Raw genomic sequence first — 25,288 nt, forward strand, 5'->3', positions numbered from 1 at the left:
TCATGCTCGCCCCCGTACAGTTATTGTCAGCAACACGCCAGAACCTCTGGCGTCTTACCCTTATCCGCACTCTGGTGCTGGCCGCCCAGGCAGGTTCAGTCGGTATTGCCTACGCGTTCGATCTGTTGCCGCTGCCCTGGTTTCAGCTGTGTGTCACGCTCGGTTTTTCCATGCTGCTGTGTGCGTTCACGGCTATCCGGCTGCGTACCACTTGGCCGGTGACAGAGCTGGAATACGCATTGCAGCTGGCCTGCGACCTGTTTATCCACAGCGCATTGCTGTATTTCTCGGGCGGGTCGACCAACCCGTTTGTCTCGTACTATCTGGTGCCTCTGACGATTGCGGCGGTGACGCTGCCCTGGCGCTTTTCCGTGGTGCTTTCGGGCATTGCGCTGACGCTGTATACCCTGTTGATGATGCAGTCCTATCCGCTGGATGCGGGGGCCTTCTTCCGTGAAAAGCTGCAGATTTACGGCATGTGGCTGAGCTTTGCGTTGTCGGCGGCAGTGATTACTTTCTTTGCCACGAAAATGGCCCATGAACTGCGTCGTCAGGAAGAACTGCGGGCCCTGCGCCGCGAAGAAGGCCTGCGCGACCAGCAATTGCTTGCAGTTGCCACCCAGGCGGCCGGTGCGGCCCATGAGCTGGGTACGCCTTTGTCGACCATGAGTGTGTTGCTTAAAGAGATGCGCCGCGACCACCTGGACCCCGAGTTGCAGGACGACCTGAGTGTGCTGCAGGACCAGGTCAAACTGTGTAAAGAGACTTTGCAGCAGTTGGTCCGGGCCGCCGAGGCTAATCGTCGTCTGGCCATTGAAGAGCAGGAGGTAACCGACTGGCTGAACGAGGCGTTGAACCGCTGGCACTTGATGCGCCCTGAGGCGACCTATCGTTTTCAATGCCTCGGGCACGCTCCGGTCCCGCGTCTGGCACCGCCTCCCGATCTGACCCAGGCCCTGCTCAATCTGTTAAACAATGCAGCGGATGCCTGCCCCGAAGGGCTTGAGGTTTGCCTGGACTGGGACGCCGTGGATCTGACTATCAGTATTCGCGATCACGGCCCGGGTGTACCGTTGGCCATCGCCGAGCAAATCGGCAAACCTTTTTTTACCACCAAGGGCAAAGGCTTCGGCCTGGGCCTATTCTTGAGCAAAGCCAGCGTTACACGCGCCGGCGGCTCGGTAAAACTCTACAGTCATGAGGATGGCGGCACGCTCACCGAGCTGCGCCTGCCGCGTGTCGCCCGAGGAAACGAAAATGAGTGAAGAAATTCAGGTCGAAGGCGAAGAACTGCCGCATTTGTTGCTGGTGGATGACGACGCTACGTTTACCCGCGTCATGGCACGGGCTATGGCCCGTCGCGGCTTTCGCGTCAGCACTGCAGGCTCCGCGGAAGAAGGACTGATCCTGGCGCAGCAGGACCTGCCTGATTATGCGGCGCTGGATCTGAAAATGGAGGGTGACTCCGGGCTGGTATTGCTGCCCAAGTTGCTTGAGCTCGATCCGGAAATGCGGGTAGTGATCCTCACCGGTTACTCCAGCATCGCTACCGCGGTTGAAGCGATCAAGCGCGGTGCCTGCAACTATCTTTGCAAGCCGGCCGATGCTGACGACGTTCTGGCAGCCTTGCTCTCCCAGCATGCCGACCTCGAAACCCTGGTACCAGACAATCCGATGTCGGTTGACCGTTTGCAGTGGGAACACATCCAGCGCGTACTGGGCGAGCATGAAGGCAACATCTCCGCTACGGCCCGTGCTCTGGGCATGCACCGACGCACGTTGCAGCGCAAATTGCAGAAGCGTCCGGTGCGACGCTGAACAGGAGCTGTAGCCATTGCGTTGCGGCTTGCAACGAAACGGCTACAGCCCCTAACCTGTATCAAGACGTGTCAAAGCGTTACAGGCCGGTTGTCCTGACCGGTCTGCAGAGTGCTCTTTACTCCAACCGAGGCTGAACGATGAATCAGAACGCTGAGGCTTCTGTAGTGAATGATGCTGTGCGTGGAGATTTCATACCTCGGGTCTGGGGCCTTATCACACCCTACTGGCGCAGTGAAGAGCGGGCCAAAGCCTGGCTGTTGCTGATCGCGGTGATTGCCTTGTCGCTGGTCAGCGTGGGCATTTCAGTGTGGATCAACCACTGGTACAAGGACTTCTATAACGCGCTGGAAAAAAAGGACGGCGCAGCGTTCTGGAGCCTGATCGGCTACTTCGGAATCATTGCCGCGGTGGGGATTGTCGGCGCGGTATACCGGCTGTATCTGACCCAGATGTTGACCATTCGCTGGCGCCGCTGGCTGACCGAGCAGCATTTTGCGCGCTGGCTGGCGCACAAAAATTATTATCAGCTGGAGCAGGGCGGTTACACCGACAACCCTGACCAACGAATCAGTGAAGACCTCAACTCGTTCACCGACAGCACTCTGACCTTGGGGTTGGGTTTGATCCGTACAGTGGTCAGCCTGGTTTCGTTCTCGATTATTTTGTGGGGTGTTTCCGGCAGCATCGAAGTGTTCGGCATCACTATTCCCGGCTACATGTTCTGGTGTGCACTGCTGTATGCCGCCGTCGGCAGCTGGTTGGCGCACTTGATCGGTCGACGCCTGATTGGTCTGAACAACCAACAACAACGCTTCGAGGCTGACCTGCGTTTCTCGATGGTTCGGGTACGTGAAAACGCCGAGAGTATTGCTCTGTACAACGGCGAATCCAGCGAGCATGAGCGCCTGAGCACCCGTTTCAATAAAGTCTGGCAGAATTTCTGGACCCAGATGAAGGTGCAAAAACGCCTGACGTTCTTCACCGCGGGCTACTCGCAAATCGCCATTATCTTTCCATTTATCGTTGCGGCACCGCGCTACTTCGCCGGGAAAATCGAGCTGGGTGAGCTGATGCAAATCAACTCGGCCTTCGGCAACGTGCAAGAGAATTTCAGCTGGTTTATCGACGCCTATGTGACCCTGGCGGCATGGCGCGCTACCTGTGACCGTCTGCTGAGTTTCCGGCAGGCCATGACCGACAATGAGCAGCGTCCGCCTGCAATTGATCTACAGGCCCAGGGGCAAGCCTTGAAGATTGACGAGCTGAGCCTGGACCTGGCCGATGGCCGCCATTTGCTGCATGACGCCAGCCTGCAAGTGGCCCCGGGTGAGCGATTGATGCTCAGCGGTCGTTCCGGCAGCGGTAAAAGTACCTTGCTGCGTGCAATGGGCGGGCTTTGGCCGCAAGGCAGCGGGGTGATCCGCCTGCCGCAGGAGCGTGCGCTGTTTCTGCCGCAGAAACCTTACTTGCCGATAGGCACTTTGCGTGACGCGCTGAGTTATCCACAGACCGGCGATACTTATCCGGCCGAGCGTTATGAACAAGTGCTGCGTACCTGCCGCCTGGAGCATCTGATCCCCAAACTGGACGAGGTCAATCACTGGCAGCGTCTGCTGTCCGGGGGCGAGCAACAGCGGCTGGCCTTTGCCCGGGTGCTGCTGTATCGCCCGCAATGGCTCTATATGGATGAATCGACCTCGGCGATGGATGAGGAGGATGAAGCCATGCTGTATCAAGCCCTGATCGATCAATTGCCGGGCCTGAGCATTGTCAGCGTGGGGCATCGCAGCAGTCTGGCGCGGTTCCATCCACGGCATGTGCGGATTCAGGAAGGGCAGTTGATAGCCCGCTAGAGGGTCGGCCGGGAGGCGCTGAGCGTCTCCCGCTGCGCCAGCATGCTAAAGTGCGGCTCCCCGCGTTCTGGAGCCCGACATGAGTCTTTTTCTTCGCTGTGCCGCGCTGAGCCTGATGCTGGCCAGCTTGCCCGTGGTTGCGGCCCCCGCCGTTATTCCCCCTCTGCATGCCCAGTTTCTGCCAGCCGATGACCTTCAGCTGCGTGCCGAGCAGCCCGAGCAACAGCAGTTGATGATGGTGACCTCGTATTCCGTGGTGGTGGGCAGTCAGCGCCAGTCCAATCAGCAGCCGATCCCGGTGACTTCGCCCTTATTGGTGCGTTTGAAAGGCAAGCCGATGAGTCAGGGGGCCACCGTGCGCCAGGTCCTGATTTCGTTTGATGGTGAAAGCAAAAGCCTGAAAAAGCCCACGTTTGACAGTAAATCCCGGACGCTGACCCTTACTTATCCGCTGTCCCAATACCGGGTGGTGATGGATTTGCTGCGTAACGACACGGTCTACTGCCAGTTTTTGACGTACGCCAATGGCCATGTTTGGGCCGACTTGCACACCGGCAGCGTGCGCGCGCGTTGAGCCTTGGGTAAACTGCGGGCCCCGTGAAGTATCAGCAGGCTGGAGTCGGACATGCGTAAAGATAAGAAACAGTTGATTGGTGATGAGATCGGCGATGAGCAGATCAAATTGTTCCTGGACTTCGAGCCCGTGGATGCCACTTCGCCCTCGCTGCACAAACTGATCAAAGCCTATCGCGGTCTGCGCATCGACGATTTCGAGCGTTTCCTGACCTTCTTCAAGGAAGCCGGATACGACCTGGATGGCAAGGATGAGCACGGTCAGACGTTTGTAGACATCATCAAGGATCAGCGCCACGCCGCCGATTACATTGAGCTTATCGACAACGCACGCGGTTGATGTAGTCGCAGCCTCGTACCTCGGCAGCGACTACAAGTGCCAGGCATTGTTGGAGCCACAAAAAAGCCCGTCCCCCCAAAAGGGGGACGGGCTTTTTTTCAGGCGCAGACGTTACGCGATGCTGGTGCCAGCCGTGTTCGGCTCAATCAGTTCCAGCAACTCGGAGTTGCGGGTACTGATTTCGCGGTACAGCTGAGCGTCGGTTTCGAGGACGCTTTCCCGTGCCGGGAATATTTCCTTGAGCTTGGTCGCCCATTCGCCAGTGGCCTTTTGTGCGAAGCAGCGTTCGATCAGGTCGAGCATGATCGATACGGTTACCGAAGCACCCGGAGACGCGCCCAGCAGAGCGGCCAGCGAGCCATCCCGGGCTGCAACCAGCTCGGTGCCGAACTGCAGCACGCCGCCTTTTTTCGGGTCTTTCTTGATGATCTGAACCCGTTGCCCGGCAACCTCAAGACGCCAGTCTTCGGCCTTGGCCTGCGGGTAGAAACGGCGCAGTGACTCCAGGCGTTGTTCCATCGACTGGCGCACTTCGCTGACCAAGTATTTGGTCAGGTCCATGTTGTCGCGTGCGACAGCGAGCATTGGCCCGATGTTGCCCAGACGAATCGACATCGGCAGGTCAAGGAATGAGCCGTGCTTGAGGAACTTGGTGGTGAAGCCGGCATAAGGTCCGAACAGCAACGACTTTTTGCCATCGACAACGCGGGTGTCCAGGTGCGGCACTGACATCGGTGGCGAGCCCACTGCAGCCTGGCTGTAAACCTTGGCCTGGTGCAGCTTGACCACTTGCGGGTTATCGCAACGCAACCACTGCCCGCTTACCGGGAAACCGCCGTAGCCTTTGCTCTCTTCGATGCCGGAAGCCTGCAGCAACGGCAATGCCGCGCCACCGGCGCCCAGGAACACGAATTTTGCATCGATGTGGCGGGTGTTACCGCTGTTGATGTCCTTGATGCTCACCGTCCAGCCAGTGCCATTGCGCTTGAGGCCGGTTACTTTTTTGCTGTACTTGATCTGCGTGTCCGGTGCGCTGCCCAAATGTTTGAGCAGTTGCTGGGTCAGGGCACCAAAGTTGACATCGGTACCGTGCATCACGCGGGTCGCCGAAATGGCCTGGTCCGCAGGGCGGCCCGGCATCATCAATGGCATCCACTCGGCCATTTTGGCTTTGTCTTCGGTGTATTCCATGTCTGAAAACGCATGGTGCTTGCTCAGCACTTCAAAACGTTTTTTCAGGAAGGACACGCCTTTTTCGCCTTCGACATAGCTCAGGTGAGGCACCGGGCTAATAAAGGACTTGCATGAGCCGAAGGTCCCTTTTTGCGCCAGATAGGCCCAAAACTGCTTCGATACCTCGAACTGGGCATTGATGTGCACAGCCTTTTTGATATCGATCGAACCATCTGCCGCCTGGGGCGTGTAGTTCAATTCACAAAGGCCAGCGTGACCGGTGCCTGCGTTGTTCCACGGGTTGGAACTTTCCGCGGCACCCGAGTCCATCTGCTCAACAACTTCCAGCTTCAGGCCGGGGTCGAGCTCTTTGAGCAGTACGGCGAGGGTGGCACTCATGATGCCCGCTCCAACCAGTACTACGTCGACTGCTTCGTTATGCGCCATTAACGCGTCTCCAAAATCTACGGCACCAAATTGACGGCATAGCTGCCAGGTGTTCCGAGGCATGTTTGAGTCAGGGCCTCGGGTCACTCATGGCCAGGATCGCCATGTCCGATTCTTCGCAATTTCTTGCAGCTTCAGCGCACGCTCCGACCAGGGCCTTCAGGGTTCATATGAACGCATTTCAGTACCCGGGAGGCAATTCGACTTAAGGTCTAGAGCGTCCGTTTGTGCAACCAAATCCGTAAGCGGACAGGCTTTCAGTCGTGTGCGCAGTAGCTCGCGACTGTCCTGCTTGGTGGGACTGTTTCAGACGCTAATGGTGCATGTTCAGACGCAAAACTTTTCATTTGCTCGCCACACTCTTGTGAAGTTGTGAAACCCGTTTTTTTTTCACGCTCTTTTGAAGACGTGAACCTCAAAAAAGGGCTGCCGCAAGCCTGGCATCTGACCCGTGAATGGCATGCCGCAAACGGCATAACGGGAAAAAAGCAGTGGCCGGCCAATGGCAGCTCTGGCAGATCGGGTGAAGGCGGTGGTTTACGCAGAGAACAGCAAGCTCGCCAGCTTCACATGATCTGTGTGGGCGACTCTCTGTGGGCGGTGCCGGGGAGCTAATACAAGCGCATTAGCGGTGCTGCGAGGCCCGATCAGGAGACGTCCTTATAATCGGGGGGAGATTGTAACGAAGAAACGCGGGCAATTGATCCTGTTAAATGACTTTTATTGGTTCGCCAGTCAAAGTCCTAACAACGGTTGCACCGCCGAATGCGTTGCACGCGTGGGGATACGGGCGCTGGCGGGTAGTACCTGGTGTAACCAGTTAAGGCGGATTTCTTTGATTTCGACCCAGCTATCGCCGACGGGTGGTTGTTGGCATTGCTTGAATGCCTGGCAGCGACCCGCGCTGTCCAGTCGGGTGAAGCTGCGATGCGGGGCAGTAAAGCCGAGCAATGACCATAGCCTGTTCATGGGCGGGCACCTCTGGAGTGAGTAAGGCAAACCCTATCTGGTCGAGGTGACAGCACCATGTCCAGGCCATGACAAGGGGGTGACAGCAAGCGGCTAGTTAGCGAGCGCAGAGCACCGCTATACTGGCGCCCTGTTTTACCCAGTCCTGGAGAGATGAGCATGTTGCAACGCCTGTTGTTCGGTTTGATTACTGTGACCAGTTTGACTCTGGTCGGCTGTGCCCACAGCCCGCAACAACTCAGCCCGCAACCCAAGCTGACCGCACAACTGGCGCCAGTGGGTCGTGGTCAGCCGGTGGTGGTGCGTGTGGTGGACGGTCGTCCGGGGCCAACACTGGGCACCCGGGGCGGCATGTACCCTGAGACCAGCGCAATCAGCGTCAGCAGTGCTGATGTGATCCCCAAGCTGCAAGCACAGGCTGAAGCCGCTGTGCGTTTGCTGGGCTACACCCCTACGTCCAATGCGATGAATGCGCCAACCCTGACCGTCACCCTGGCCGAACTGAAATATCAATCGCCCAAGGACACCATGTACGTCACCGAGGCTACCATCGGCGCGACATTCCGTTCTGATGTGAAGAATGGCGGCCGTACTTACAGTGGCCGTTACGGCGCGTCGCTGGATCAGCGCTTTGGCATGGCGCCCAATCAGGAAACCAACACCAAGCTGGTGAGTGATGTACTGAGTGATGCCCTGACCCGAGTGTTTAAAGACCCGACTATTGGTCGTCTGCTGGGCGAGTAATGGCGGTAAAACAAAAAGCCCGAACTCTGTGAGTTCGGGCTTTTTTATGCGCGAAGGCTTTAAGCGGCTTCGGCATACAGCTCAAGGCGACTGACGCCGGTGAGCAAATCCAGTTCGGGCAAGTCGGCATGGGTGTGGCCGCTTAACGCGCAGTAGACCAGCCAGTGGTGGTCCTGAACGTTAAATGCCAGACCTTCGATCAATGCCTGCTGCTCGTCGCTGGGGGCGATGAGGTAGAGGCGGTCCTGGTTTTCTGCGTGCAACATGACAGGCTCCGTGTCGGTGTCGAGGGGCCACAGAGTGGCCTCTCAACATGACGATACGGTGACAGCGCAAATTACCCCTGCCTGCAGGCGCAAGCTTTTAAAATCTCGCGAGCAACCTCGCGCCTACACAAAGGTGGGGGGGTTACAGAGGCAGCCCGGCCTTGACCCGATACTGATTGCGCACCGGCATCGCATACTGCAGTACCAGATACGGGCGGTGCTCTGCCGGGCAGGCGTCCAGGCGGCGTTGCCATTCCTGTTGGGCCTTTGCCAGCTCCTCTGCCGGGAACACTTGCGCGGCCGGCGGGACCTGCAATTGCGGGTCGGCTTCGGCCCATTGCGCATACGCCAGGTAATGGGCGGGGAACAGCCGGTAGCCGCTCAGAATATGCCGGTCCATTTCGGTAGCCAGCAATTTGCTGTCCTCGAACGGCTCGGTAATCGGCGCCGCAAAGTTCACGTGCACGCGGCCCTTGTAGCCGGTAATGCCGTTGGCAATGCTGGTGTCGTCTTCGCCCGGTGCTTTGCTGTAAGTGCCCGTGGTGGCGCGGATATACAGCTCGCGAGCCTTGGCCTGGTCACAGGGGTCGTATTCGTAACTGATGGATACCGGGGTCAGGTTCAGCGACTGAATGACCTCGGCGAACGGTTCGTTTTTGCGACTCATGTGGAACATTTTGAGGATGGCCGAATCAGTACGGTCATCACCGTCCTTGGCGCGGCCTTCAGCCTGTGCAATCCAGATCGACTGGCAGTCGTTGCGGATTGAATGGTTGATATAGGCCGACAGCAATTGATACGCCGCCAGCTTTTCACGGCGCCCGGTGATGGAGCGATGCACGATGAAGCTCTTGTTGAGGCGCATCAGATCGCTGACAAAGGGTTTTTGCAGCAGGTTGTCGCCAATGGCGATCCGCGGCGTAGGCAGGCCTGCGTGATAAACCGCGTAGTTGACGAAGGCCGGGTCCATCACGATATCGCGGTGGTTGGCCAGAAACAGATAGGCGTTGCCGGCCTTCAACTGTTCGACACCGGTGTAGGTCACGCCATCGGTCGCATGCTCGATGGTTCGGTCGACATAGACTTCGACCTTGTCCTGCAAGGTGGCGACAGAAGTAACGCTCGCGAACTCTTTACGCAGGCGATGCGCTATAAGGGGTTTTAGCAGCCAGCCGAAAGCGCCGGCCAGGCGCGGAAAGCGAAAGTGGGTCAGGATATCTAGAAACGCCTTGTCGCCGAGCAGCCGGGCCAGCACTGCTGGGACTTCGGCGTCGTCGTAAGGTCGGATGGTATCGAATTCGCCCATCATGCTCTCTTGTTGGAAACGGCTAGGGTTAGTACACAGGGCAGGACAAAAATAATAGCCCTGCAAATAGACGGCGATTATACGCACAAGTCACTCTGGAGACCGCGATGCTTGAGACTGAACACTACGATTGCCCTTATTGCGGTGAGCAGGCAGAAGCCGTGCTCGACCTCTCGGGTGGCGATCAGACCTATGTTGAAGATTGCCCTGTGTGTTGCCGGCCGATTGTGTTCCATCTTCAAACCGACGGTCATGAATGGATGCTTGATGTACGCAGCGAGAACGAGTGACGGGTGACCACCATGCGACGCATCTACGAGCCGCAGAATCTGATGGAAGCCGAGCTATTGCTGGGCATGCTTGCCAGCGAAGGTGTTGAGGCCCGGCTCGACGGGCGTGATCTGGTTGGGGGGACCGGCGAGTTGCCGGCCCTCGGGTTGCTGGGTTTGACGGTGGCCGATGATCAGGCGCAATACGCGCGGGCGTTGATCGATGCGTACAATGCGGCGTCACCCGTGGCGGGCGATGAGCCCGAAAGCTTCCCGGATGTACTGGTCTGCTGATCAGTGAGCGTTTTTTTACCGCATCTATATAGAAGAGTTGTGCTGCCCCATGTGTGGACGTTTTGCCCTGTTTCGTTGGAACCCTGCATTTGCAGCCTTGCCCGGCTTTCCGGCCGATCAGCAGGCCCAGTGGAACATTTCACCCAATGACTCGGTGTTGATCCTGCGTGCAGGTGCCGAGCCTGGTCAGCGTGAACTGGCACGGGCGCGATGGGGGTTGACCCCGGCGTGGCTGACCGACCTGTCGCGCACCCCGGCCCATGCCCGGGCCGAAACCGTGGCCGAGCAACCGATGTTTCGCGATGCCTTGCGCCAGCGCCGCTGCCTGATCCCGGCCAACGGTTTTTACGAATGGCGTGGTACTACGCGTAAACGCCCCTATTGGCTGACGCCGGGGGAGGGCGCTTCGCTGTTTTTTGCCGGCATCTGGGAGGCCTACCCGGTTCAGGGGCATGTGTGGCTCAGTACTGCGGTGATTACTCAGGCTGCCGCCAGCCAGCGCCGTCCGCTGATTCTGGATGAGGCCGGGCAACAGGCCTGGCTCGATCCTGAAACCCCGCTGCAAGTGCTCCAGGCATTGCTCGCCAGCCCGCAAATGCCATTGCGTGAACGGCCGCTGGCCAATCTGGTCAATGATCCAAAACTCAATGCACCCGAGTGCCTGACACCGGGTTGAGATACGATGCGGGCCATCTTTATGGAGAGTTTCGATGGGTAAGTTAGCGGTAGTGTGCGCGGTGGGCGCCGGGGTATTGCTCGCAGGTTGCCAGGCGGTAAATACCACCAGTGGTGGCGCGGTAGGGATTGAACGCAAGCAGTACATGTTCAGCATGCTGTCGAGCCAGCAAGTGGATCAGATGTATGCGCAGTCCTACCAGCAGACCGTCTCAGAGGCGAACAGCAAAGGTGCACTGGACAAGACCAGCGCCAATGCCAAGCGCTTGCAGGCGATTGCCAACCGCCTGATTGCCCAGGCCCCGGTTTTTCGCCCGGATGCCGCGCAATGGAACTGGGAAGTCAATCTGGTCAAGAGCGACGAACTCAACGCCAATTGCGGGCCTGGCGGCAAAATCATCTTCTATAGCGGGATCATTGATCAGCTCAAGCTCAGTGACGACGAAATCGCTGCGATCATGGGGCACGAAATTGCCCACGCCTTGCGTGAGCACGGGCGCGAATCCATGTCCAAAGCCTATGGTGTCGAGATTGCCAAGCAGGGCGCAGGCGCATTGTTGGGGTTGGGGCAGGACAGCCTGCAACTGGCCGATACAGTGGTCAACTACAGCCTGACGTTGCCCAATAGCCGCAGCAATGAAAACGAAGCCGACCTGATTGGCCTGGAACTGGCTGCCAGGGCGGGCTACAACCCGAATGCGGCGATTACCCTGTGGCAGAAAATGGCCAAGGAATCCCAAGACGCGCCGCCTGAATTCATGAGCACTCACCCGGCCTCCAGCAGTCGTATTGCCGCCTTGCAAGCCGCTATCCCCAAAGTGCTGCCCTTGTACGAGCAAGCGCCGAAGACCTGATAAGGTTTCAGGCCGGGCTTTCTCTGCAGGGGTCTGGCTTGCCAACGATTGTATCCATGCGGTTTGACAGTCAGACCGCAGTGTTCGCATCGCTGGCAAGCCAGCTCCCACAATTGAGACATTGCAGCAAGGTTTCGACTGGGCTTTCCTTGTGGGAGTCTGGCATGCCAGCGATTGCATCTATGGGGTCTGCATCCCAGGCAAGTCAGTTCCCACAATCCAGATATTGCATCCCATTGCAGCAAGGTTTCGACCGGGCTTCCTTGTGGGAGTCTGGCTTGCCAGCGATTGCATCTATGGGGTCTGCATCGCAGGTAAGTCAGCTCCCACAATCCAGATATTGCATCCCATTGCAGCAAGGTTTCGACCGGGCTTCCTTGTGGGAGTCTGGCTTGCCAGCGATTGCATCTATGGGGTCTGCATCGCAGGTAAGTCAGTTCCCACAATCCAGATATTGCATCCCATTGCAGCAAGGTTTCGACTGGGCTTTGCTTGTGGGAGTCTGGCTTGCCAGCGATTGCATCTATTAGGTCTGCATCGCTGGCAAGTCAGTTCCTGCTGCAATTAGTGGCCGTTACACCCAGCCACTGATAGCCATGGCCTTGTACACCGCCACTATCGCCAGCACGAAGAACGCAGTCGCGGCCAGTCGGCGAATCAGGGTCAGCGGCAGTTTGTCGGCCGCAAAGTTACCCGCCAATACCACCGGCACGTTGGCAATCAGCATGCCCAGGGTGGTGCCGATAATCACCAGCCACAGATCCGGGTATTGCGCAGCCAGCATCACGGTCGCCACCTGGGTCTTGTCACCCATTTCAGCGATGAAGAAGGTAATCAGGGTGGTGATGAATGGGCCGTACTTGCGAGCTGTACTGGCCTCATCGTCGTCCATCTTGTCCGGGACCAGGGTCCACAGCGCCGTGGCGGTGAAGCTCGCGGCGAGCACCCAGTGCAACATCACATCGGTGAAGAACGTGCTGAACCAGGCGCCCACGGCACCGGCTGCCGCATGGTTGGCGAGGGTCGCCACCACGATGCCGGCGATGATCGGCCAGGGTTTGCGAAAGCGTGCTGCGAGAATGAGCGCGAGCAGTTGCGTCTTGTCGCCGATTTCGGCCAAGGCAACGATTGCGGTAGGAACGAGTAAGGAATCAAGCATCATCAGGTAGTTTTCCAGGGGCGGGTCGACACGGCTATGACACGTACAGCCTCCCCGCCCCGGGTAAGGTGTTCGTGTCATAGGTCTTGTCAAACCCCGGTCCGTCTGTGCGGACACCTGGGTCGCATGCACCATGGTCTGTTGACCAAGTATGTTGATGCATGCCGGACGAGCGTGGTGCTCGTGGGAGACTACTCCCCTAGGACGGAGCGGATTCTGCCTAGGCAAATCCGATCCGGCAAGCCCTTATTTTTCTTTTCTGTCAGCGGCGTTTGGCGCTGTAAATCCGAAAACCCTGGCCTTGGGCCTTGACCGTACAGTGCCCGAACTGCTCTTCGATCAGTGGCTGGTAGCGCAGGAAACTATTGGCCACAAGACGAAGTTCGCCACCCGTTTTCAGATGTTTGACTGCTTTTTGCAGCAGGTTTTCTGTGGCGTGGTAATCGGTATGGACTCCGACGTGAAACGGCGGATTACTCAGGATCGAGTTCAGCCCCATCGGCGCCGCATCAATTCCGTCTCCGGTAATGACCTCGGCTTCCAGGCCATTCGCGGCGAGGGTCAGACGACTGCTGGCGGTGGCAAAGGCATCCACATCGAGCAAGGTGACGGTGTTGTACGGGTAGCGCCGCTTGACTGCCGCACCCAGCACCCCGGCGCCGCAGCCGAAGTCCAGCACGTGGCCGCTGGGCAGTTTGTCCAGGTGTTCCAGCAGCAGGGCACTGCCGCGGTCCAGACGGCCATGGCTGAACACGCCCGGCAGGCTGACAACTTTCAACGGGCCTTCGGCCAGCGGCAACTCGTAATGCTGGGCGAGGTCGGCGAGCACAGGAGCAGTTGGCGCATTGAGCACCGTGACTTGCCACAACTGGCAGTGGCGCGCGCTGTCGAGCTTGCGCGGCTTGCCAAACGGGATCAGCTGTTTGGATGCGCCTTCGATGCCGCCCTTCTTTTCACCCACCAGAAAAACGTCCGCGCCGGGCAGGCGAGCCGCCACAGCGTTGAGCAGATAATCGGCCAGTTCCTTGGACTTGGGCAGAAACACCACGGCGGTATCAAACGCGCGCTCTGGCAGTTCAATGCCGAAATGCACCCGTCCTTCAAAGCGGGCATCGAGGGTGGCCTGGTCGCCAGCGTGCCAGCACCAGCCATGGGCATTTGGCAGTTCGCCGAGCAATTCGTCAGCCGGCAAACCTACCAACAGCAACGAGCCTTGAAAGTATTCAGGCTGACGAAGCAGTACTTCACTGCGCGGATCCATAATCTGCTCCTCAAAAAGGGCCGCAGTCTATCAACTGACGACCCGCAGCGCTGTACCGTTGAAGAAGGCTTCGGCGTTTTGCGTCAGTTGGCCGACGATTCGCTGGCGTGCTTCGCGGCTGCCCCAGGCGCTGTGCGGGGTAATGATCAGGCGCGGGATGTCATCGGCCAGCAGCGGATTGCCGTCGCGTGGCGGTTCAACGCTCAGCACGTCCGTGGCCGCACCGCCCAAATGGCCACTGCGCAGGGCATCGGCCAGGGCTTGTTCATCAATCATGCCGCCGCGGGCGGTGTTGACCACGAATGCTCCCGGCTTGAGCAGGGCCAGTTCACGGGCGCCAATAAAGTTGCGCGTGTGTTCGTTGAGCGGGCAGTGAAAAGTCAGGGCGTCGACCTGTGGCAGCAGTTCATCCAGTGGCAGACGGTCTGCACGGGCCGGGCGGCCGGGGATCTGGCCCAGCAAGACGCGCATGCCGAATGCTTCGGCCAGCCGGGCCACAGCGCTGCCCAGTTCACCGTGACCGAACAGGCCCAGGGTCTTGCCCTCGAGTTCGACAATCGGGAAGTCCAGCAAGCAGAACTGCCTGGCCTGCTGCCACTGCCCCGCAGTCACGGCTTTGTTGTAGTCGACAAGGCGGGTGGCCAGCGCCAGCAACAGCCCCAGAGTGTGCTGGGCCACCGAGGGTGTGCCATAACCCTGGCAGTTGGCGACGGTAATGCCCTGGGCGCGGGCCGCTTGCAGGTCAACGTTATTGGTGCCGGTGGCCGCAACCAGAATCAGCTTCAGTTCGGGGCAGGCCGCGAGAGTCCGCGCGTTGAGCAGGATTTTGTTGCTGATGGCCACGCTGGCGCCTTGCAGACGCTCGATCACGTTATCGGCGTCGGTGTCCGACCACAGCTGCAATTCGCTGAAACACTGGCGCAGAGGGGCAAGGTCGAGGTCGCCCAGGTCCAGTGAAGTGTGATCCAGGAATACTGCGCGCTGAGTGTTCGTCATCAACTGTACCTTTTGTGCTGTCGAGTGAAGGCGTAATGTGGCGAGCCTAACAGAAGAAACAATTTGTAATGGAGCCGTGCATGTACTGGACAGAATTTTTGACCGTTGCCCTGATTCATCTGCTGGCGGTGGCCAGTCCCGGGCCGGATTTTGCCGTGGTGGTGCGTGAAAGCGTGACCCACGGCCGCCGCGCCGGGATGTTTACCGCGTTCGGTGTGGGCACGGCAATTTTCGTCCATGTCGGCTACTCGCTGCTGGGGATCGGGATCATTGTCTCGCAGTCGATTGTGTTGTTTAACGCCCTTAAATGGCTGGCAGCTGCCTACCTGCTGTACATCGGGATCAAGGCCTTGCGCGCCAAGCCTGCGGATCCGGCAGCCGTGGCCGCTTCTTTGCCGGTTGGCGAGCGCACTGCGCGCGGGGCCTTCACGTCGGGCTTTGTGACCAATGGGCTGAACCCAAAAGCCACGCTGTTTTTCCTGTCGCTGTTTACCGTGGTCATCAACCCGCATACACCGCTGTCAATTCAGGCCGGTTATGGCGTGTACCTGGCGTTCGCGACTGGGCTGTGGTTTTGCATGGTGGCCATGCTGTTCAGCCATCAGCGCGTGCGCACCGGCTTTGCCCGCATGGGCCACTGGTTTGACCGCACCATGGGCGCGGTGCTGGTGGCTCTGGGTGTGAAGCTTGCGTTTACTGAAATGAATTGATGTTTTTACGCATAAAAAGCCTGTTCACTCCCATCGGGTAGCGGGGCCCTGCAGCCGCAGGCTTGCCCGCGTCGCACAAGCCCGGGCTGTCAGACAGCCCGGGTTGCCGGCCTCGCGAGCAAGTTCGCTGCCGACGATCTTGTCAATTTCTGGTTTTCCTTCATCCTTGCGGCTCATTGTGCGTGCCCACGGAGAAGTATCGATGTCCTCAGTCAACCGGTTCTGGCGCCAAGTCAAACTGCCGCTGGCAGTCTGCCTTGTCTCGACGCTCGCCGGGCCCGCCTGGGGCGTGAGCTTTAACATTGGCGAGGTCGAAGGCCAGATCGATTCCGAGCTGTCCATCGGCGCCAGCTGGTCTACCGCCAAGGCCGATCACAACCTGATCGGTGCCAATAACGGCGGCAAGGGGCAATCGCAAATCTCGGACGATGGTCGCCTCAACTTCAAGCGCGGCGAAACCTTCTCCAAGATTTTTACCGGCATCCACGGACTGGAGCTGAAGTACGGCGACAGCGGCCTGTATGTCCGGGGCAAGTACTGGTACGACTTTGAACTGCAGGATGACAGTCGCCCGTTCAAGCCGGTCAGCGACAGCGGGCGCAAAGCCTCGGCCCAGTCTGCCGGTACGCAGCTGCTGGATGCGTTTGTCTATCACAACTACGCGATTGCCGATCAGCCCGGCGCGGTGCGCCTGGGCAAGCAGGTGGTCAATTGGGGGGAAAGCGCGTTTATCGGCGGCGGGATCAATGCCATCAACCCGACCGATGTCGCGGCCTATCGTCGCCCGGGTAGCGAATACCAAGACGGCCTGGTGCCGGTCAACCTGTTTTATATCTCGCAAAATCTCACCGACAACCTGTCGGCCGAGGCCTTTTATCAATTGGACTGGGAGCAGTCAGAAACCGATAACTGCGGGACGTTTTTCTCGCAGTCCGACGTGACTGCCGACGGCTGCGACGGCAATTATCGGGTGATGAGCAAGCGCTCGGCGTTGAATGTGGCTGATCTGGCAGCCCTGACTTCAGCGGGTGTCGAGGTCAATGGTGAGGGCGTGCTGGTGCGCCGCGCAGCTGACCGCGATGCGCGCAACAGCGGGCAATTCGGCGTGGCCATGCACTATGTGTTCGAGCCGCTGGATACCGATTTTGGCGCCTACTTTATGAACTACCACAGCCGCGATCCGATTCTGAGCGGGCGTGCGGCGGGGCAGTCGGTCTATAACGCCGCTTCGGCTGCAGGCGGGCTGGCTCCGATGATTGTTGCCGGTAACTCCAGCTATTACGTCGAATATCCCGAAGATATCCGCCTCTACGGGGTGAGTTTCGCCACCACCTTATCCACAGGCTCAGTGTGGAAAGGCGAGCTGAGTTATCGACCAAATGCGCCGGTGCAGCTCAACAGCAATGACTTGCTGTACGCCAACGTGACCCTGTTGCCGGGTCTGGCCGATGCATCGCCGCTGAGTGTTACTCCGGGTGCTGATTCCCAGGGATATCGGCGCAAGGAGATCACTCAGTTTCAGACGTCTGTGACCCACATCTTCGACAATGCCATGGGCGCCGACCGGCTGACCCTGATTGGCGAGGTCGGCGTGACCCACGTGGCAGGCCTGGAGGGCGATTCGGGGCTGCGCTACGGCCGTGATCCGGTATTTGGAAGCGCCGGCAACGACGGCTTTACCACGTCTGATTCATGGGGCTATCGCGCACGGGCTGAATGGGCCTACAACAACGTGTTTACCAGTCTCAACCTCAAACCCAATCTGGCGTGGTCCCACGACGTCAGCGGTTATTCGCCGGGCCCCGACAATACCTTTGTACAAGGCCGCAAGGCGGTGAGCGTGGGGGTTGATGCCGAGTACCAGAACACCTACACCAGCAGTCTGTCGTACACCAACTTCTTTGGCGGGCGTTACAGCACGCTCAGCGACCGCGATTTCATGACGCTGAGTGTGGGGGTGAAGTTTTAGGTGCCGGGCCGTATCTAGGCGTGATCGGCTGTCGGCTTTGATATAAATATTTTCACTAAGTTGATTTCTGAAATAATACGTGTCATCTATAGCCGCACACAGTCGACGGACTGACGTTGCGCGCCAGCTTGGATGGCGAGTGTTTCCCCCGAATGCCCTTCAGGAGTCAACAATTTGAACAAGACAGTACTTCTAGGTGCACTGGCCCTGTGCGCTTTCAGCTTTGTGGCCCGCGCCGACGACGCGCCTCTGCGTATCGGTATCGAAGCGGCCTACCCTCCGTTTTCGATGAAAACCCCGGAAGGCGAAATCAGCGGTTTCGACTACGACATTGGCAACGCGCTGTGTGAAGAGATGAAAATCAAATGCACCTGGGTGGTCCAGGAGTTTGACGGCATGATTCCTTCGCTCAAAGTGCGCAAGGTTGATGCGGTGCTGTCTTCCATGTCGATTACCGAAGACCGCCTGAAGTCCGTTGATTTCAGCAAAAAGTACTACCACACGCCCGGCAAGTTCGCGATGAAAGCGGGCAACGTGATCAACGATCCGCTGGTTGATCTCAAGGGCAAGCGCGTCGGGGTGCAGCGATCTTCGACCTACGACCGTTTTGCCACGCAGAAGCTTGAGACTGCCGGGGTCGTGGTGGTGCGCTACTCGACCCAGAGTGAAGCGTTTCTGGACCTGGTTTCGGGCCGTCTGGACGCCACGCTCGCAGACATCATCTACACCGATGAAAGTTTCATCAAAACCCCGCTGGGCCAGGGTTACGCCCTTGTCGGACCGGACATCAACGACCCTGCTTTCTTCGGTCGCGGCGCAGGCATTGCCGTGCGCAAGGGCGACAAGGCCAACGCCGACCGTTTGAGTGCCGCCATTGATGCCATCCGCGCCAACGGCAAGTACGAGCAAGTGATGACCAAGTACTTCACGTACGACATCTACGGTCAAAGGTAAGTAAACCGCCTCCCTGAGGCCGCTTCCTCATGGGGGCGGCCGGGGCTTGTTTCGCGCATTTTTTGGCGCACGCTCAAGGAACTTCATCATGCTCCATGGCTACGGATCGAGCATTCTCGAGGGTGCCTGGCTGACCGTGAACCTGGCCTTGACCTCCATGGCTCTGGCAATAGTCCTGGGCCTGATCGGCGCGACGTTGCGCTTGTCACCGGTCAAGTGGCTCGCAAGGTCGGGCGAGGCCTATACCACCGTGATCCGGGGTATTCCCGATCTGGTGTTGATTCTGTTGATCTTCTATGGCGGCCAGGACCTGGTGAATCGCATCGCTCTGGCCCTGGGTTCCACTGACTATATCGATATCAATCCCTTTGTTGCCGGGGTCTGCACCATGGGCTTCATTTTTGGGGCCTATCTCTCGGAAACCTTTCGCGGCGCTTTTATGGCCATCCCCAAAGGGCAGATCGAGGCGGGGCTGGCGTATGGCATGAGCAATGGGCAGGTGTTCTGGCGAATTCTGGTACCGCAAATGGTCCGGTTTGCATTGCCGGGGTTCACCAATAACTGGCTGGTGCTGACCAAGTCCACGGCGTTGATTTCGGTCATCGGTCTGCAGGACATGATGTTCAAAGCCAAGAGTGCAGCCGATGCGACCCATGAGCCGTTTACGTTTTTTCTCGCGGTAGCGGGGCTGTATCTGATGCTGACCAGCGTGTCATTGCTGGTGCTGCGCTTTCTGGGAAACCACTACTCGGCCAGCATAAAAGCCGTCGAGCTGTGATTGGGAGCACCTTATGATTCTTGACTACAACGTGATCTGGGAAAACCTGCCGCTGTATTTCGGTGGCGCCCTGGTGACTCTCAAAGTACTGCTGATTTCCCTGTTTTTTGGCCTGATGCTGGCGATTCCGCTGGCGCTGATGCGAGTCTCGCGATCGCCTTTGATCAACTTTGCGGCCTGGCTTTACACCTATGTCATTCGCGGCACACCGATGCTGGTGCAGCTGTTTCTGATCTATTTCGGCTTGGCTCAGTTTGAAACTGTGCGCCAAAGCGTGCTTTGGCCATACCTTTCAAGTGCCACCTTTTGCGCGTGCCTGGCATTTGCGATCAATACCGGCGCCTACAGTGCGGAGTTGCTGGCGGGCAGTCTGAAGTCCATCCCCCACGGTGAAATCGAAGCGGCCAAAGCCATGGGTATGTCGCGAGCGACCTTGTATCGCCGGATTCTCCTGCCCTCGGCGTTGCGTCGGGTATTGCCTCAATACAGCAACGAGGTGCTGATGATGATGCAGACCACGAGCCTGGCTTCGATTGTCACCCTCGTCGATATCACCGGGGCCGCACGTACGGTCAGTGCACGTTATTACCTGCCGTTTGAAGCGTTCATTACGGCGGCGGTTTTCTACCTGATCCTGACCTTTATCCTGACGCGTCTGTTCAAGCTGGCCGAGCGCCGCTGGCTGGCGTACCAGGCACCGCGCAAACATTAAGGGGCGTGTTATGGAGCATATTAAATACCTGTTGCCGTGGAGTGCCTCGGGCACAGAGCGCCATCTTTCGCTGTTTCGTTTTGGCCAGGGCGGGCGCAAGGCTTATATCCAGGCCTCTTTGCATGCCGATGAGTTGCCGGGGATGCGGGTTGCGGTGGAGCTCAAGCGACGCCTGCTGGAGCTTGAAGAACAAGGCCGTTTGAACGGGGTGATCGAATTGGTGCCGATGGCCAACCCCATCGGGATTGCCCAGATGTTCCAGGCGACTCATCAGGGGCGTTTTGAGTTTTCCAGCGGCAAGAATTTCAATCGCGATTTTCCGGCGCTGGCCGACGGCGTGGCGGCGCGGGTAGCCGGTCAGTTGGGCAGCGATGCTGGTGCCAATACGGTGCTCATCCGCCGGGCCATGCTGGATGTATTGAGCGAGCAGCCGGAGCCGGCCTGCGAGCTTGATGGCCTGCGTTGCCTGTTGCTGCGCCATGCCTGTGACGCCGATGTGGTACTGGACCTGCACTGTGATTTTGAGTCGATCATGTTGCTGTATGCCTTGCCGCAAAACTGGCCGCGCTTGCGTTCGCTGGCTGCCCGGCTGCACGCAGGCGCAGCCTTGCTGGCTGAAGAGGCGGGTGGCAGTGCGTTTGATGAAGCCTGCGCGATCCCCTGGTTGCACTTGGCCGAGCGCTTCCCCGAGGCCGATATTGCGATGGCCTGTATCGCCGCCACCATTGAGTTGCGCGGCATGGCCGACACCGAGTCCGGGCCGTGCGTGGAGAGTGCCGAGGCGATCCTCGGCTATCTGGCCGAGCAGGGGCTGATCAGCGGTGAGTGGCCCGATGCGCCGGTCGAATGTTGTGAGGCCACGCCGTTTGCGGGCGCCCAGTATGCCTACGCCCCGCACCCGGGGGTGGTGAGCTTTGTGCAGCCGCTCGGGGCACGGGTCAAAGTGGGCGATCCGCTGTTTGAAGTGATGGATCCGCTTACCGATCGCCACAGCGTGGTGCGCGCCAGCACCGACGGCATCCTCTATGCCCGCGAGCGCCTGCGCTTTGCCCAGCCCGGTTTGTGGCTGGCCAAAGTTGCCGGCAATACCCTTATTCGCCAAGGTCGCTTGCTCAGCGACTGACCCTCAGAGAGTGGATGTCATGTACAAACTTGAAGTTCAGGATTTGCACAAAAGCTACGGCTCCCATGAGGTGCTCAAGGGTGTTTCGTTGCAGGCGAGGGCGGGTGATGTGACCAGTATCATCGGCTCCAGCGGTTCAGGAAAAAGCACTTTTTTGCGCTGTATCAACCTGCTGGAGCAGCCGAGTAGCGGCAGTATCGTGCTCGATGGCGAACCGTTGAGGCTGGTCAATAGCAGGCAGGGCGGGCTTCAGGCCGCCGATCCGCACCAGTTGCAGCGCATGCGTTCGCGGCTGTCGATGGTGTTTCAGCATTTCAATCTGTGGTCGCACATGAATGCGCTGGAAAACGTCATGGAGGCGCCGGTGCATGTGCTTGGCATGAGTAAGAGCGAGGCTCGGGAGAAGGCCGGATATTATTTGAACAAGGTCGGCGTGGCGCACCGCATGAATGCCTGGCCGGCCCATATGTCCGGCGGTGAACAGCAGCGGGTGGCAATTGCCCGTGCCCTGGCCATGGAGCCGCAAGTGATGCTGTTCGACGAGCCGACTTCGGCCCTCGATCCCGAGCTGGTGGGGGACGTGCTTAAAGTGATGCAGGACCTGGCGCAGGAGGGGCGGACCATGGTGGTGGTCACTCACGAAATGGGCTTCGCTCGTGAGGTTTCCAACCAGTTGGTGTTCCTGCATCAAGGGGTGGTTGAGGAGTGTGGTGAGCCGCGCAAGGTACTGGCCAATCCTCAGTCCGAGCGCCTGCAGCAGTTTCTTTGCGGCAGTTTGAAATAGCCGGCGACAGCTTCGGATACACTGCGGTCGTTAGAAACCAGGGCAGTCTGTACAGGGCTGTACCGCCAGCAGGCTTGCTCCTGCATGGACCGGTTTTGGGCGCCGCCCCTTTTTTATCCACAGGGAATGTTGAGCCGGATATGCCGAACCCATCCAAAGACACCACGATCTATGCCGCCCAGGTGATGCGCAAGCTGGCTGAGATCGTGCCCGAGTTGCAGCCTTCATTGCGTAAGGTCGCCGATTTTATCCTGCGTCATCCGCTGCGCGCCGCAACGCTGACGATTGAGGAGATGGCACACGAGACCCGTACCTCGCCAGCGGCAGTCAACCGCCTGGCAAAGGCCTTGAATCTGGGCGGCTACAGCGGGATGAAGGCCGAACTGGTGGCGACACTGCAACAAGTGGTATCGCCCGTCGACAAGCTGCGCAATGAACTGGCCCATCGGCCCGACGGTGCGTTTGGCCTGCATGAGCAGATTCAGAGTGCCAGCAGCAATCTGGCCACGGCGGCGGCCAACAACCATCCGGACACCTTTGAAGCGTTTGTCAGCCATCTGATCAAGGCGCGCAAAATCTACATTCTGGGTTTTGGAAACAGTGTTTACTTCGCTGGCCTCGCAGCCTCGACCCTGACTCCGTTTTGTGCCGATGCCACCGCTATCAGTATGGAAGGCGGTAATGAAAACGCGGCCTATCGCCTGGCTGCGATCACCGATCAGGACGTTTTACTGGCGATCTCTCTGCCGCGTTACTCCATCGATACTCTGCAGCTTTCGCGTTTCGCCAATGAACGCGGTGCCACGGTGCTGGCCATTACCGATTCGCCAGCCTCGCCTCTGAGCAGCATTGCAAGGCATGTACTGTTCGCTCCGGCTGACCACCCGGTGCTGACCAGCTCCAGTATCGCCGTGCTGGCCTTGATCGAAGGTCTGGTGGCGGGCGTCATGGCGCGTAACAAGGAGGCAGTCAAACTGGCGACAGAGCTGACAGAAAGTGTGATGTCTTATCTGCATATTCCTGTCGGCAGCAAATTGCCTAAAAAGTAAAATTTGTGCGGGCAGGGTGCATCGGTTTGTGGGCAGGCGATCAGGCGACTATCGTTTGTGGAGTATGAATATGAGCGGCCTGAGGAATTTTTACCGTTGGTCGCGTTCCAACGCCCTACAGAGGTCCGATGCCAACGACCTTTGCCTCCAAGACTGACAGGAGCTTCACCATGTTCACCTCGCGTCGTTTGATTATTGCCGCAAGTGCCATTGCCTTGCTGGCAGGCTGCGCCTCGCCCAACCCGTATGACAATCAGGGTCAGGCCTCTTCAGGCATGAGCAAAACCGCTACCTATGGTGGTCTGGGGGCTTTGGCCGGTGCTGTTGCCGGTGCTGCCATCGACCATAACAACCGCGGCAAAGGGGCATTGATCGGTGCCGCCGTGGCAGGTCTGGGGGCCGCAGGTTATGGCTACTATGCCGACAAGCAGGAAGCTGCATTGCGCGCAAGCACGGCCAACACCGGGATTGAAGTTCAGCGCCAGGGCGACAACATCACCCTGGTGATGCCGGGCAATATTACGTTTGCCACCAGCTCGGCGAACATCGCTCCCAGCTTCTACCAGCCGCTGAACAACCTGGCCAATTCGCTGAAGCAATTCAATAACCAGAACCTGATTCAGATCGTGGGCTACACGGACAGCACCGGGAACTACAACTACAACATGCAGTTGTCCCAGCAGCGTGCGCAAAGTGTGGCGACTTATCTGACCTCTCAAGGGGTCAGCGGTCAGTACCTGTCGGTCAGCGGTAAAGGTCCGGCCGACCCGATCGCCAGCAACGCCACGCCTGACGGCCGCGCTCAAAACCGCCGCGTTCAGATCACCCTGGCACCGATTCCGGGCGTGAACTACCAGCAGCAAGGTCAGGTTCAGCAGTACCCTTAAGACCTTGTCGTGCAGGAGCCAGCCAGTTCCTGCAGGACAAAAAAAGCCCCGTGATCCTTACCGGTCACGGGGCTTTTTGTTGAGCGCTTTACCCGATGAATTACTTCTTCAGGCCGTAATGCTCATCGAGCATGCCGGGGGCGTTCGGGGTTTTTGGCGCGTAATCCAGTGGCGGCTCAGTGCTGTGCGGCGGGGTGATGCGCTCGCGATGCGGTTGAGGCGCGTCAGAGTGCAGGGCGGCCAGCAGACGTTGGCGAGTTTGCTCGTCCAGGGCCAAACGGTTGGCGCCCTCGGCGAGGTGGTCTTGCACGTCCTGGTAGCTCTGCGTGAGTTTTTTCACCAGATTGGCGGTGCTGTTGAAGTGGGTAACCACTTCACTTTGATAACTGTCAAAACGTTTCTGAATGTCGTCCAGCTGACACTGCGTGCTGTTAGGCGCGGCATTTGGCAGTAGACGCGCGATCAGAAAACCAATGGCGACACCTGCAACCAGGGCTAGAGTCGGCAATAACCAAATCAAGAGCGAGTGTTCCACGAGTCCTTCCTCTATAAACGGCTTTGCTTTACGTTAACGGCTCGGACCTGCGCTGTATACCGCGATGCACTCGCAAATATGCCAGACAGAATCTATCAGCTAGACGAGTCGACCCAGTTTGAGGTCACGGAGTTCCTTCTTGCTTACCCGCGAAACCCCTGTAGTAATTGATGGCCCTGTCGGCCAACTGGAAGCCTTGTACCTCGATTTGCCTGAGCCCAAAGGCCTTGCGCTGCTGTGTCATCCCAACCCGGTTCAGGGGGGGACGATGATGAATAAAGTGGTTTCGACCCTGCAACGCACTGCCCGTGATGCTGGCCTGATTACATTGCGATTTAATTATCGCGGTACGGGTGCCAGCGAAGGTGTTCATGACATGGGCACAGGCGAAGTCGACGATGCGCTGGCGGCGGCCCTGTGGCTGCGTGCCCGGCACCCGGAATTGCCGATCACCTTGCTCGGATTTTCGTTTGGCGGTTTTGTTGCCGCCAGCCTTGGCGGCCGGCTTGAAGCCCGGGGCGAGAAACTTTCGCGCTTGTTCATGGTGGCGCCTGCGGTGATGCGCTTGCGTGCCGAAGACGATTTGCCGCAAGCGTGTGCGGTGACCGTGATCCAGCCAGAAACCGATGAAGTCATCGACCCGCAACTGGTCTATGACTGGTCAAACGCGCTGTCACGCCCCCATGAGCTGCTTAAAGTGGCAGAATGCGGGCACTTTTTTCACGGCAAGCTGCCCGAGCTCAAAGAGTTGGTAGCGCCACGCCTTTCGAATTGATTGCAGCCTGAT

29 protein-coding genes and 1 riboswitch are annotated in these 25,288 nt (G+C 58.6%); of the genes, 21 read left to right on the forward strand and 8 right to left on the reverse strand.

All coding sequences use genetic code 11. The features are described 5' to 3' along the window. Window positions 1-2: 2 nt before the first annotated feature. From ACP7BO_RS01680 to ACP7BO_RS01700, 5 genes are all read left to right on the forward strand, one after another. A complete protein-coding gene (locus tag ACP7BO_RS01680) occupies window positions 3-1,265 on the forward strand; it encodes an ATP-binding protein (RefSeq protein ID WP_060690715.1) in 1,263 nt (420 codons plus the stop codon). Continuing rightward, window positions 1,258-1,818, forward strand: coding sequence for a response regulator transcription factor (locus ACP7BO_RS01685; RefSeq protein ID WP_060690716.1), 561 nt, complete (start codon window positions 1,258-1,260; stop codon window positions 1,816-1,818). Before ACP7BO_RS01680 ends, ACP7BO_RS01685 begins: the two co-directional genes overlap by 8 nt. Before the next feature lie 140 nt (window positions 1,819-1,958). After that, on the forward strand, window positions 1,959-3,674 hold the full coding sequence (locus ACP7BO_RS01690; RefSeq protein ID WP_397455763.1) for an ABC transporter ATP-binding protein/permease: 1,716 nt from the start codon (window positions 1,959-1,961) through the stop codon (window positions 3,672-3,674). 79 nt (window positions 3,675-3,753) lie between these two features. Continuing rightward, window positions 3,754-4,248: a hypothetical protein gene (locus tag ACP7BO_RS01695; RefSeq protein WP_397455764.1), complete on the forward strand. Its 495-nt coding sequence runs from the start codon at window positions 3,754-3,756 to the stop codon at window positions 4,246-4,248. 51 nt (window positions 4,249-4,299) lie between these two features. Further along, complete coding sequence (locus ACP7BO_RS01700) at window positions 4,300-4,587, forward strand: PA4642 family protein (RefSeq protein WP_060690719.1); 288 nt, start codon at window positions 4,300-4,302, stop codon at window positions 4,585-4,587. A gap of 111 nt (window positions 4,588-4,698) precedes the next feature. On the opposite strand, the gene mqo is transcribed toward ACP7BO_RS01700, so the two are convergent. Next, window positions 4,699-6,207: a malate dehydrogenase (quinone) gene (gene mqo / locus ACP7BO_RS01705; RefSeq protein WP_397455765.1), complete on the reverse strand. Its 1,509-nt coding sequence runs from the start codon at window positions 6,205-6,207 to the stop codon at window positions 4,699-4,701. A gap of 372 nt (window positions 6,208-6,579) precedes the next feature. Between mqo and ACP7BO_RS01710 the strand changes: the two genes are divergently transcribed. Then, complete coding sequence (locus tag ACP7BO_RS01710) at window positions 6,580-6,822, forward strand: hypothetical protein (RefSeq protein ID WP_426208305.1); 243 nt, start codon at window positions 6,580-6,582, stop codon at window positions 6,820-6,822. Between the two features lie 120 nt (window positions 6,823-6,942). On the opposite strand, the gene ACP7BO_RS01715 is transcribed toward ACP7BO_RS01710, so the two are convergent. Beyond that, a complete protein-coding gene (locus ACP7BO_RS01715; RefSeq protein ID WP_426208307.1) occupies window positions 6,943-7,176 on the reverse strand; it encodes a hypothetical protein in 234 nt (77 codons plus the stop codon). A gap of 159 nt (window positions 7,177-7,335) precedes the next feature. On the opposite strand from ACP7BO_RS01715, the gene ACP7BO_RS01720 reads away from it, so the two are divergent. Continuing rightward, window positions 7,336-7,920: a YajG family lipoprotein gene (locus tag ACP7BO_RS01720; RefSeq protein WP_060690721.1), complete on the forward strand. Its 585-nt coding sequence runs from the start codon at window positions 7,336-7,338 to the stop codon at window positions 7,918-7,920. Window positions 7,921-7,979: 59 nt separating this feature from the next. Here the strand turns inward: ACP7BO_RS01720 and ACP7BO_RS01725 are convergent, their stop codons facing one another. Next, the gene (locus tag ACP7BO_RS01725) at window positions 7,980-8,186 is read right to left on the reverse strand and encodes a hypothetical protein (RefSeq protein WP_048359204.1); all 207 of its coding nucleotides are present in this window, start codon (window positions 8,184-8,186) and stop codon (window positions 7,980-7,982) included. A gap of 142 nt (window positions 8,187-8,328) precedes the next feature. Next, a complete protein-coding gene (locus ACP7BO_RS01730; RefSeq protein ID WP_060690722.1) occupies window positions 8,329-9,495 on the reverse strand; it encodes a 1-acyl-sn-glycerol-3-phosphate acyltransferase in 1,167 nt (388 codons plus the stop codon). Between the two features lie 104 nt (window positions 9,496-9,599). Between ACP7BO_RS01730 and ACP7BO_RS01735 the strand changes: the two genes are divergently transcribed. The 4 genes from ACP7BO_RS01735 to ACP7BO_RS01750 are packed head-to-tail and all read left to right on the forward strand — an operon-like array spanning window position 9,600 to window position 11,584. Further along, window positions 9,600-9,782: a CPXCG motif-containing cysteine-rich protein gene (locus ACP7BO_RS01735; RefSeq protein ID WP_060690723.1), complete on the forward strand. Its 183-nt coding sequence runs from the start codon at window positions 9,600-9,602 to the stop codon at window positions 9,780-9,782. A gap of 12 nt (window positions 9,783-9,794) precedes the next feature. Next, entirely contained in the window at window positions 9,795-10,055 is a 261-nt protein-coding gene (locus tag ACP7BO_RS01740) for a putative signal transducing protein (protein WP_397455766.1), read from the forward strand. Between the two features lie 49 nt (window positions 10,056-10,104). Beyond that, window positions 10,105-10,731: an SOS response-associated peptidase gene (locus ACP7BO_RS01745; protein ID WP_060690724.1), complete on the forward strand. Its 627-nt coding sequence runs from the start codon at window positions 10,105-10,107 to the stop codon at window positions 10,729-10,731. Window positions 10,732-10,765: 34 nt separating this feature from the next. Next, entirely contained in the window at window positions 10,766-11,584 is an 819-nt protein-coding gene (locus tag ACP7BO_RS01750; protein ID WP_060690725.1) for a M48 family metallopeptidase, read from the forward strand. Window positions 11,585-12,158: 574 nt separating this feature from the next. On the opposite strand, the gene ACP7BO_RS01755 is transcribed toward ACP7BO_RS01750, so the two are convergent. The 3 genes from ACP7BO_RS01755 to ACP7BO_RS01765 form a co-directional block, all read right to left on the reverse strand. Continuing rightward, window positions 12,159-12,743, reverse strand: coding sequence for a TMEM165/GDT1 family protein (locus tag ACP7BO_RS01755; protein WP_060696833.1), 585 nt, complete (start codon window positions 12,741-12,743; stop codon window positions 12,159-12,161). A gap of 91 nt (window positions 12,744-12,834) precedes the next feature. Beyond that, window positions 12,835-12,956: riboswitch (yybP-ykoY riboswitch) on the reverse strand. A 49-nt stretch (window positions 12,957-13,005) separates the two neighbouring features. After that, on the reverse strand, window positions 13,006-14,004 hold the full coding sequence (locus ACP7BO_RS01760; protein WP_426208312.1) for a methyltransferase: 999 nt from the start codon (window positions 14,002-14,004) through the stop codon (window positions 13,006-13,008). 30 nt (window positions 14,005-14,034) lie between these two features. After that, complete coding sequence (locus tag ACP7BO_RS01765; RefSeq protein ID WP_397455767.1) at window positions 14,035-15,000, reverse strand: 2-hydroxyacid dehydrogenase; 966 nt, start codon at window positions 14,998-15,000, stop codon at window positions 14,035-14,037. Between the two features lie 80 nt (window positions 15,001-15,080). Between ACP7BO_RS01765 and ACP7BO_RS01770 the strand changes: the two genes are divergently transcribed. The 9 genes from ACP7BO_RS01770 to ACP7BO_RS01810 all read left to right on the forward strand — a co-directional run bounded on the left by ACP7BO_RS01770 (window position 15,081) and on the right by ACP7BO_RS01810 (window position 23,966). After that, complete coding sequence (locus ACP7BO_RS01770; protein ID WP_426208314.1) at window positions 15,081-15,710, forward strand: LysE family translocator; 630 nt, start codon at window positions 15,081-15,083, stop codon at window positions 15,708-15,710. 202 nt (window positions 15,711-15,912) lie between these two features. Beyond that, complete coding sequence (locus ACP7BO_RS01775; RefSeq protein WP_426208316.1) at window positions 15,913-17,679, forward strand: DUF1302 domain-containing protein; 1,767 nt, start codon at window positions 15,913-15,915, stop codon at window positions 17,677-17,679. A gap of 174 nt (window positions 17,680-17,853) precedes the next feature. Then, the gene (locus tag ACP7BO_RS01780; RefSeq protein ID WP_073509492.1) at window positions 17,854-18,633 is read left to right on the forward strand and encodes an ABC transporter substrate-binding protein; all 780 of its coding nucleotides are present in this window, start codon (window positions 17,854-17,856) and stop codon (window positions 18,631-18,633) included. An 88-nt stretch (window positions 18,634-18,721) separates the two neighbouring features. After that, window positions 18,722-19,411, forward strand: a complete 690-nt coding sequence (locus tag ACP7BO_RS01785; RefSeq protein WP_426208318.1) for an ABC transporter permease — start codon at window positions 18,722-18,724, stop codon at window positions 19,409-19,411. Window positions 19,412-19,424: 13 nt separating this feature from the next. Further along, on the forward strand, window positions 19,425-20,123 hold the full coding sequence (locus tag ACP7BO_RS01790) for an ABC transporter permease (RefSeq protein ID WP_426208320.1): 699 nt from the start codon (window positions 19,425-19,427) through the stop codon (window positions 20,121-20,123). A 10-nt stretch (window positions 20,124-20,133) separates the two neighbouring features. Then, window positions 20,134-21,246, forward strand: coding sequence for a succinylglutamate desuccinylase/aspartoacylase family protein (locus ACP7BO_RS01795; protein ID WP_397455771.1), 1,113 nt, complete (start codon window positions 20,134-20,136; stop codon window positions 21,244-21,246). A gap of 19 nt (window positions 21,247-21,265) precedes the next feature. After that, window positions 21,266-22,030 carry an ABC transporter ATP-binding protein gene (locus ACP7BO_RS01800; RefSeq protein WP_397455772.1) on the forward strand — a complete coding sequence of 255 codons (765 nt, stop codon included), beginning with the start codon at window positions 21,266-21,268 and terminating at the stop codon, window positions 22,028-22,030. 140 nt (window positions 22,031-22,170) lie between these two features. Next, on the forward strand, window positions 22,171-23,079 hold the full coding sequence (locus tag ACP7BO_RS01805; protein WP_060690735.1) for a MurR/RpiR family transcriptional regulator: 909 nt from the start codon (window positions 22,171-22,173) through the stop codon (window positions 23,077-23,079). Between the two features lie 170 nt (window positions 23,080-23,249). Further along, entirely contained in the window at window positions 23,250-23,966 is a 717-nt protein-coding gene (locus tag ACP7BO_RS01810; RefSeq protein ID WP_003443708.1) for an OmpA family protein, read from the forward strand. Between the two features lie 100 nt (window positions 23,967-24,066). Here the strand turns inward: ACP7BO_RS01810 and ACP7BO_RS01815 are convergent, their stop codons facing one another. Then, entirely contained in the window at window positions 24,067-24,501 is a 435-nt protein-coding gene (locus ACP7BO_RS01815) for a YhcB family protein (RefSeq protein WP_426208323.1), read from the reverse strand. A 139-nt stretch (window positions 24,502-24,640) separates the two neighbouring features. On the opposite strand from ACP7BO_RS01815, the gene ACP7BO_RS01820 reads away from it, so the two are divergent. Next, window positions 24,641-25,276, forward strand: a complete 636-nt coding sequence (locus ACP7BO_RS01820) for an alpha/beta hydrolase (protein ID WP_397455773.1) — start codon at window positions 24,641-24,643, stop codon at window positions 25,274-25,276. The last annotated feature ends 12 nt before the right edge of the window (window positions 25,277-25,288 follow it).

The sequence above is a fragment of the Pseudomonas sp. TWR2-1-1 genome (assembly GCF_049897045.1).
Taxonomy (GTDB): Bacteria; Pseudomonadota; Gammaproteobacteria; order Pseudomonadales; family Pseudomonadaceae; genus Aquipseudomonas; species Aquipseudomonas versuta.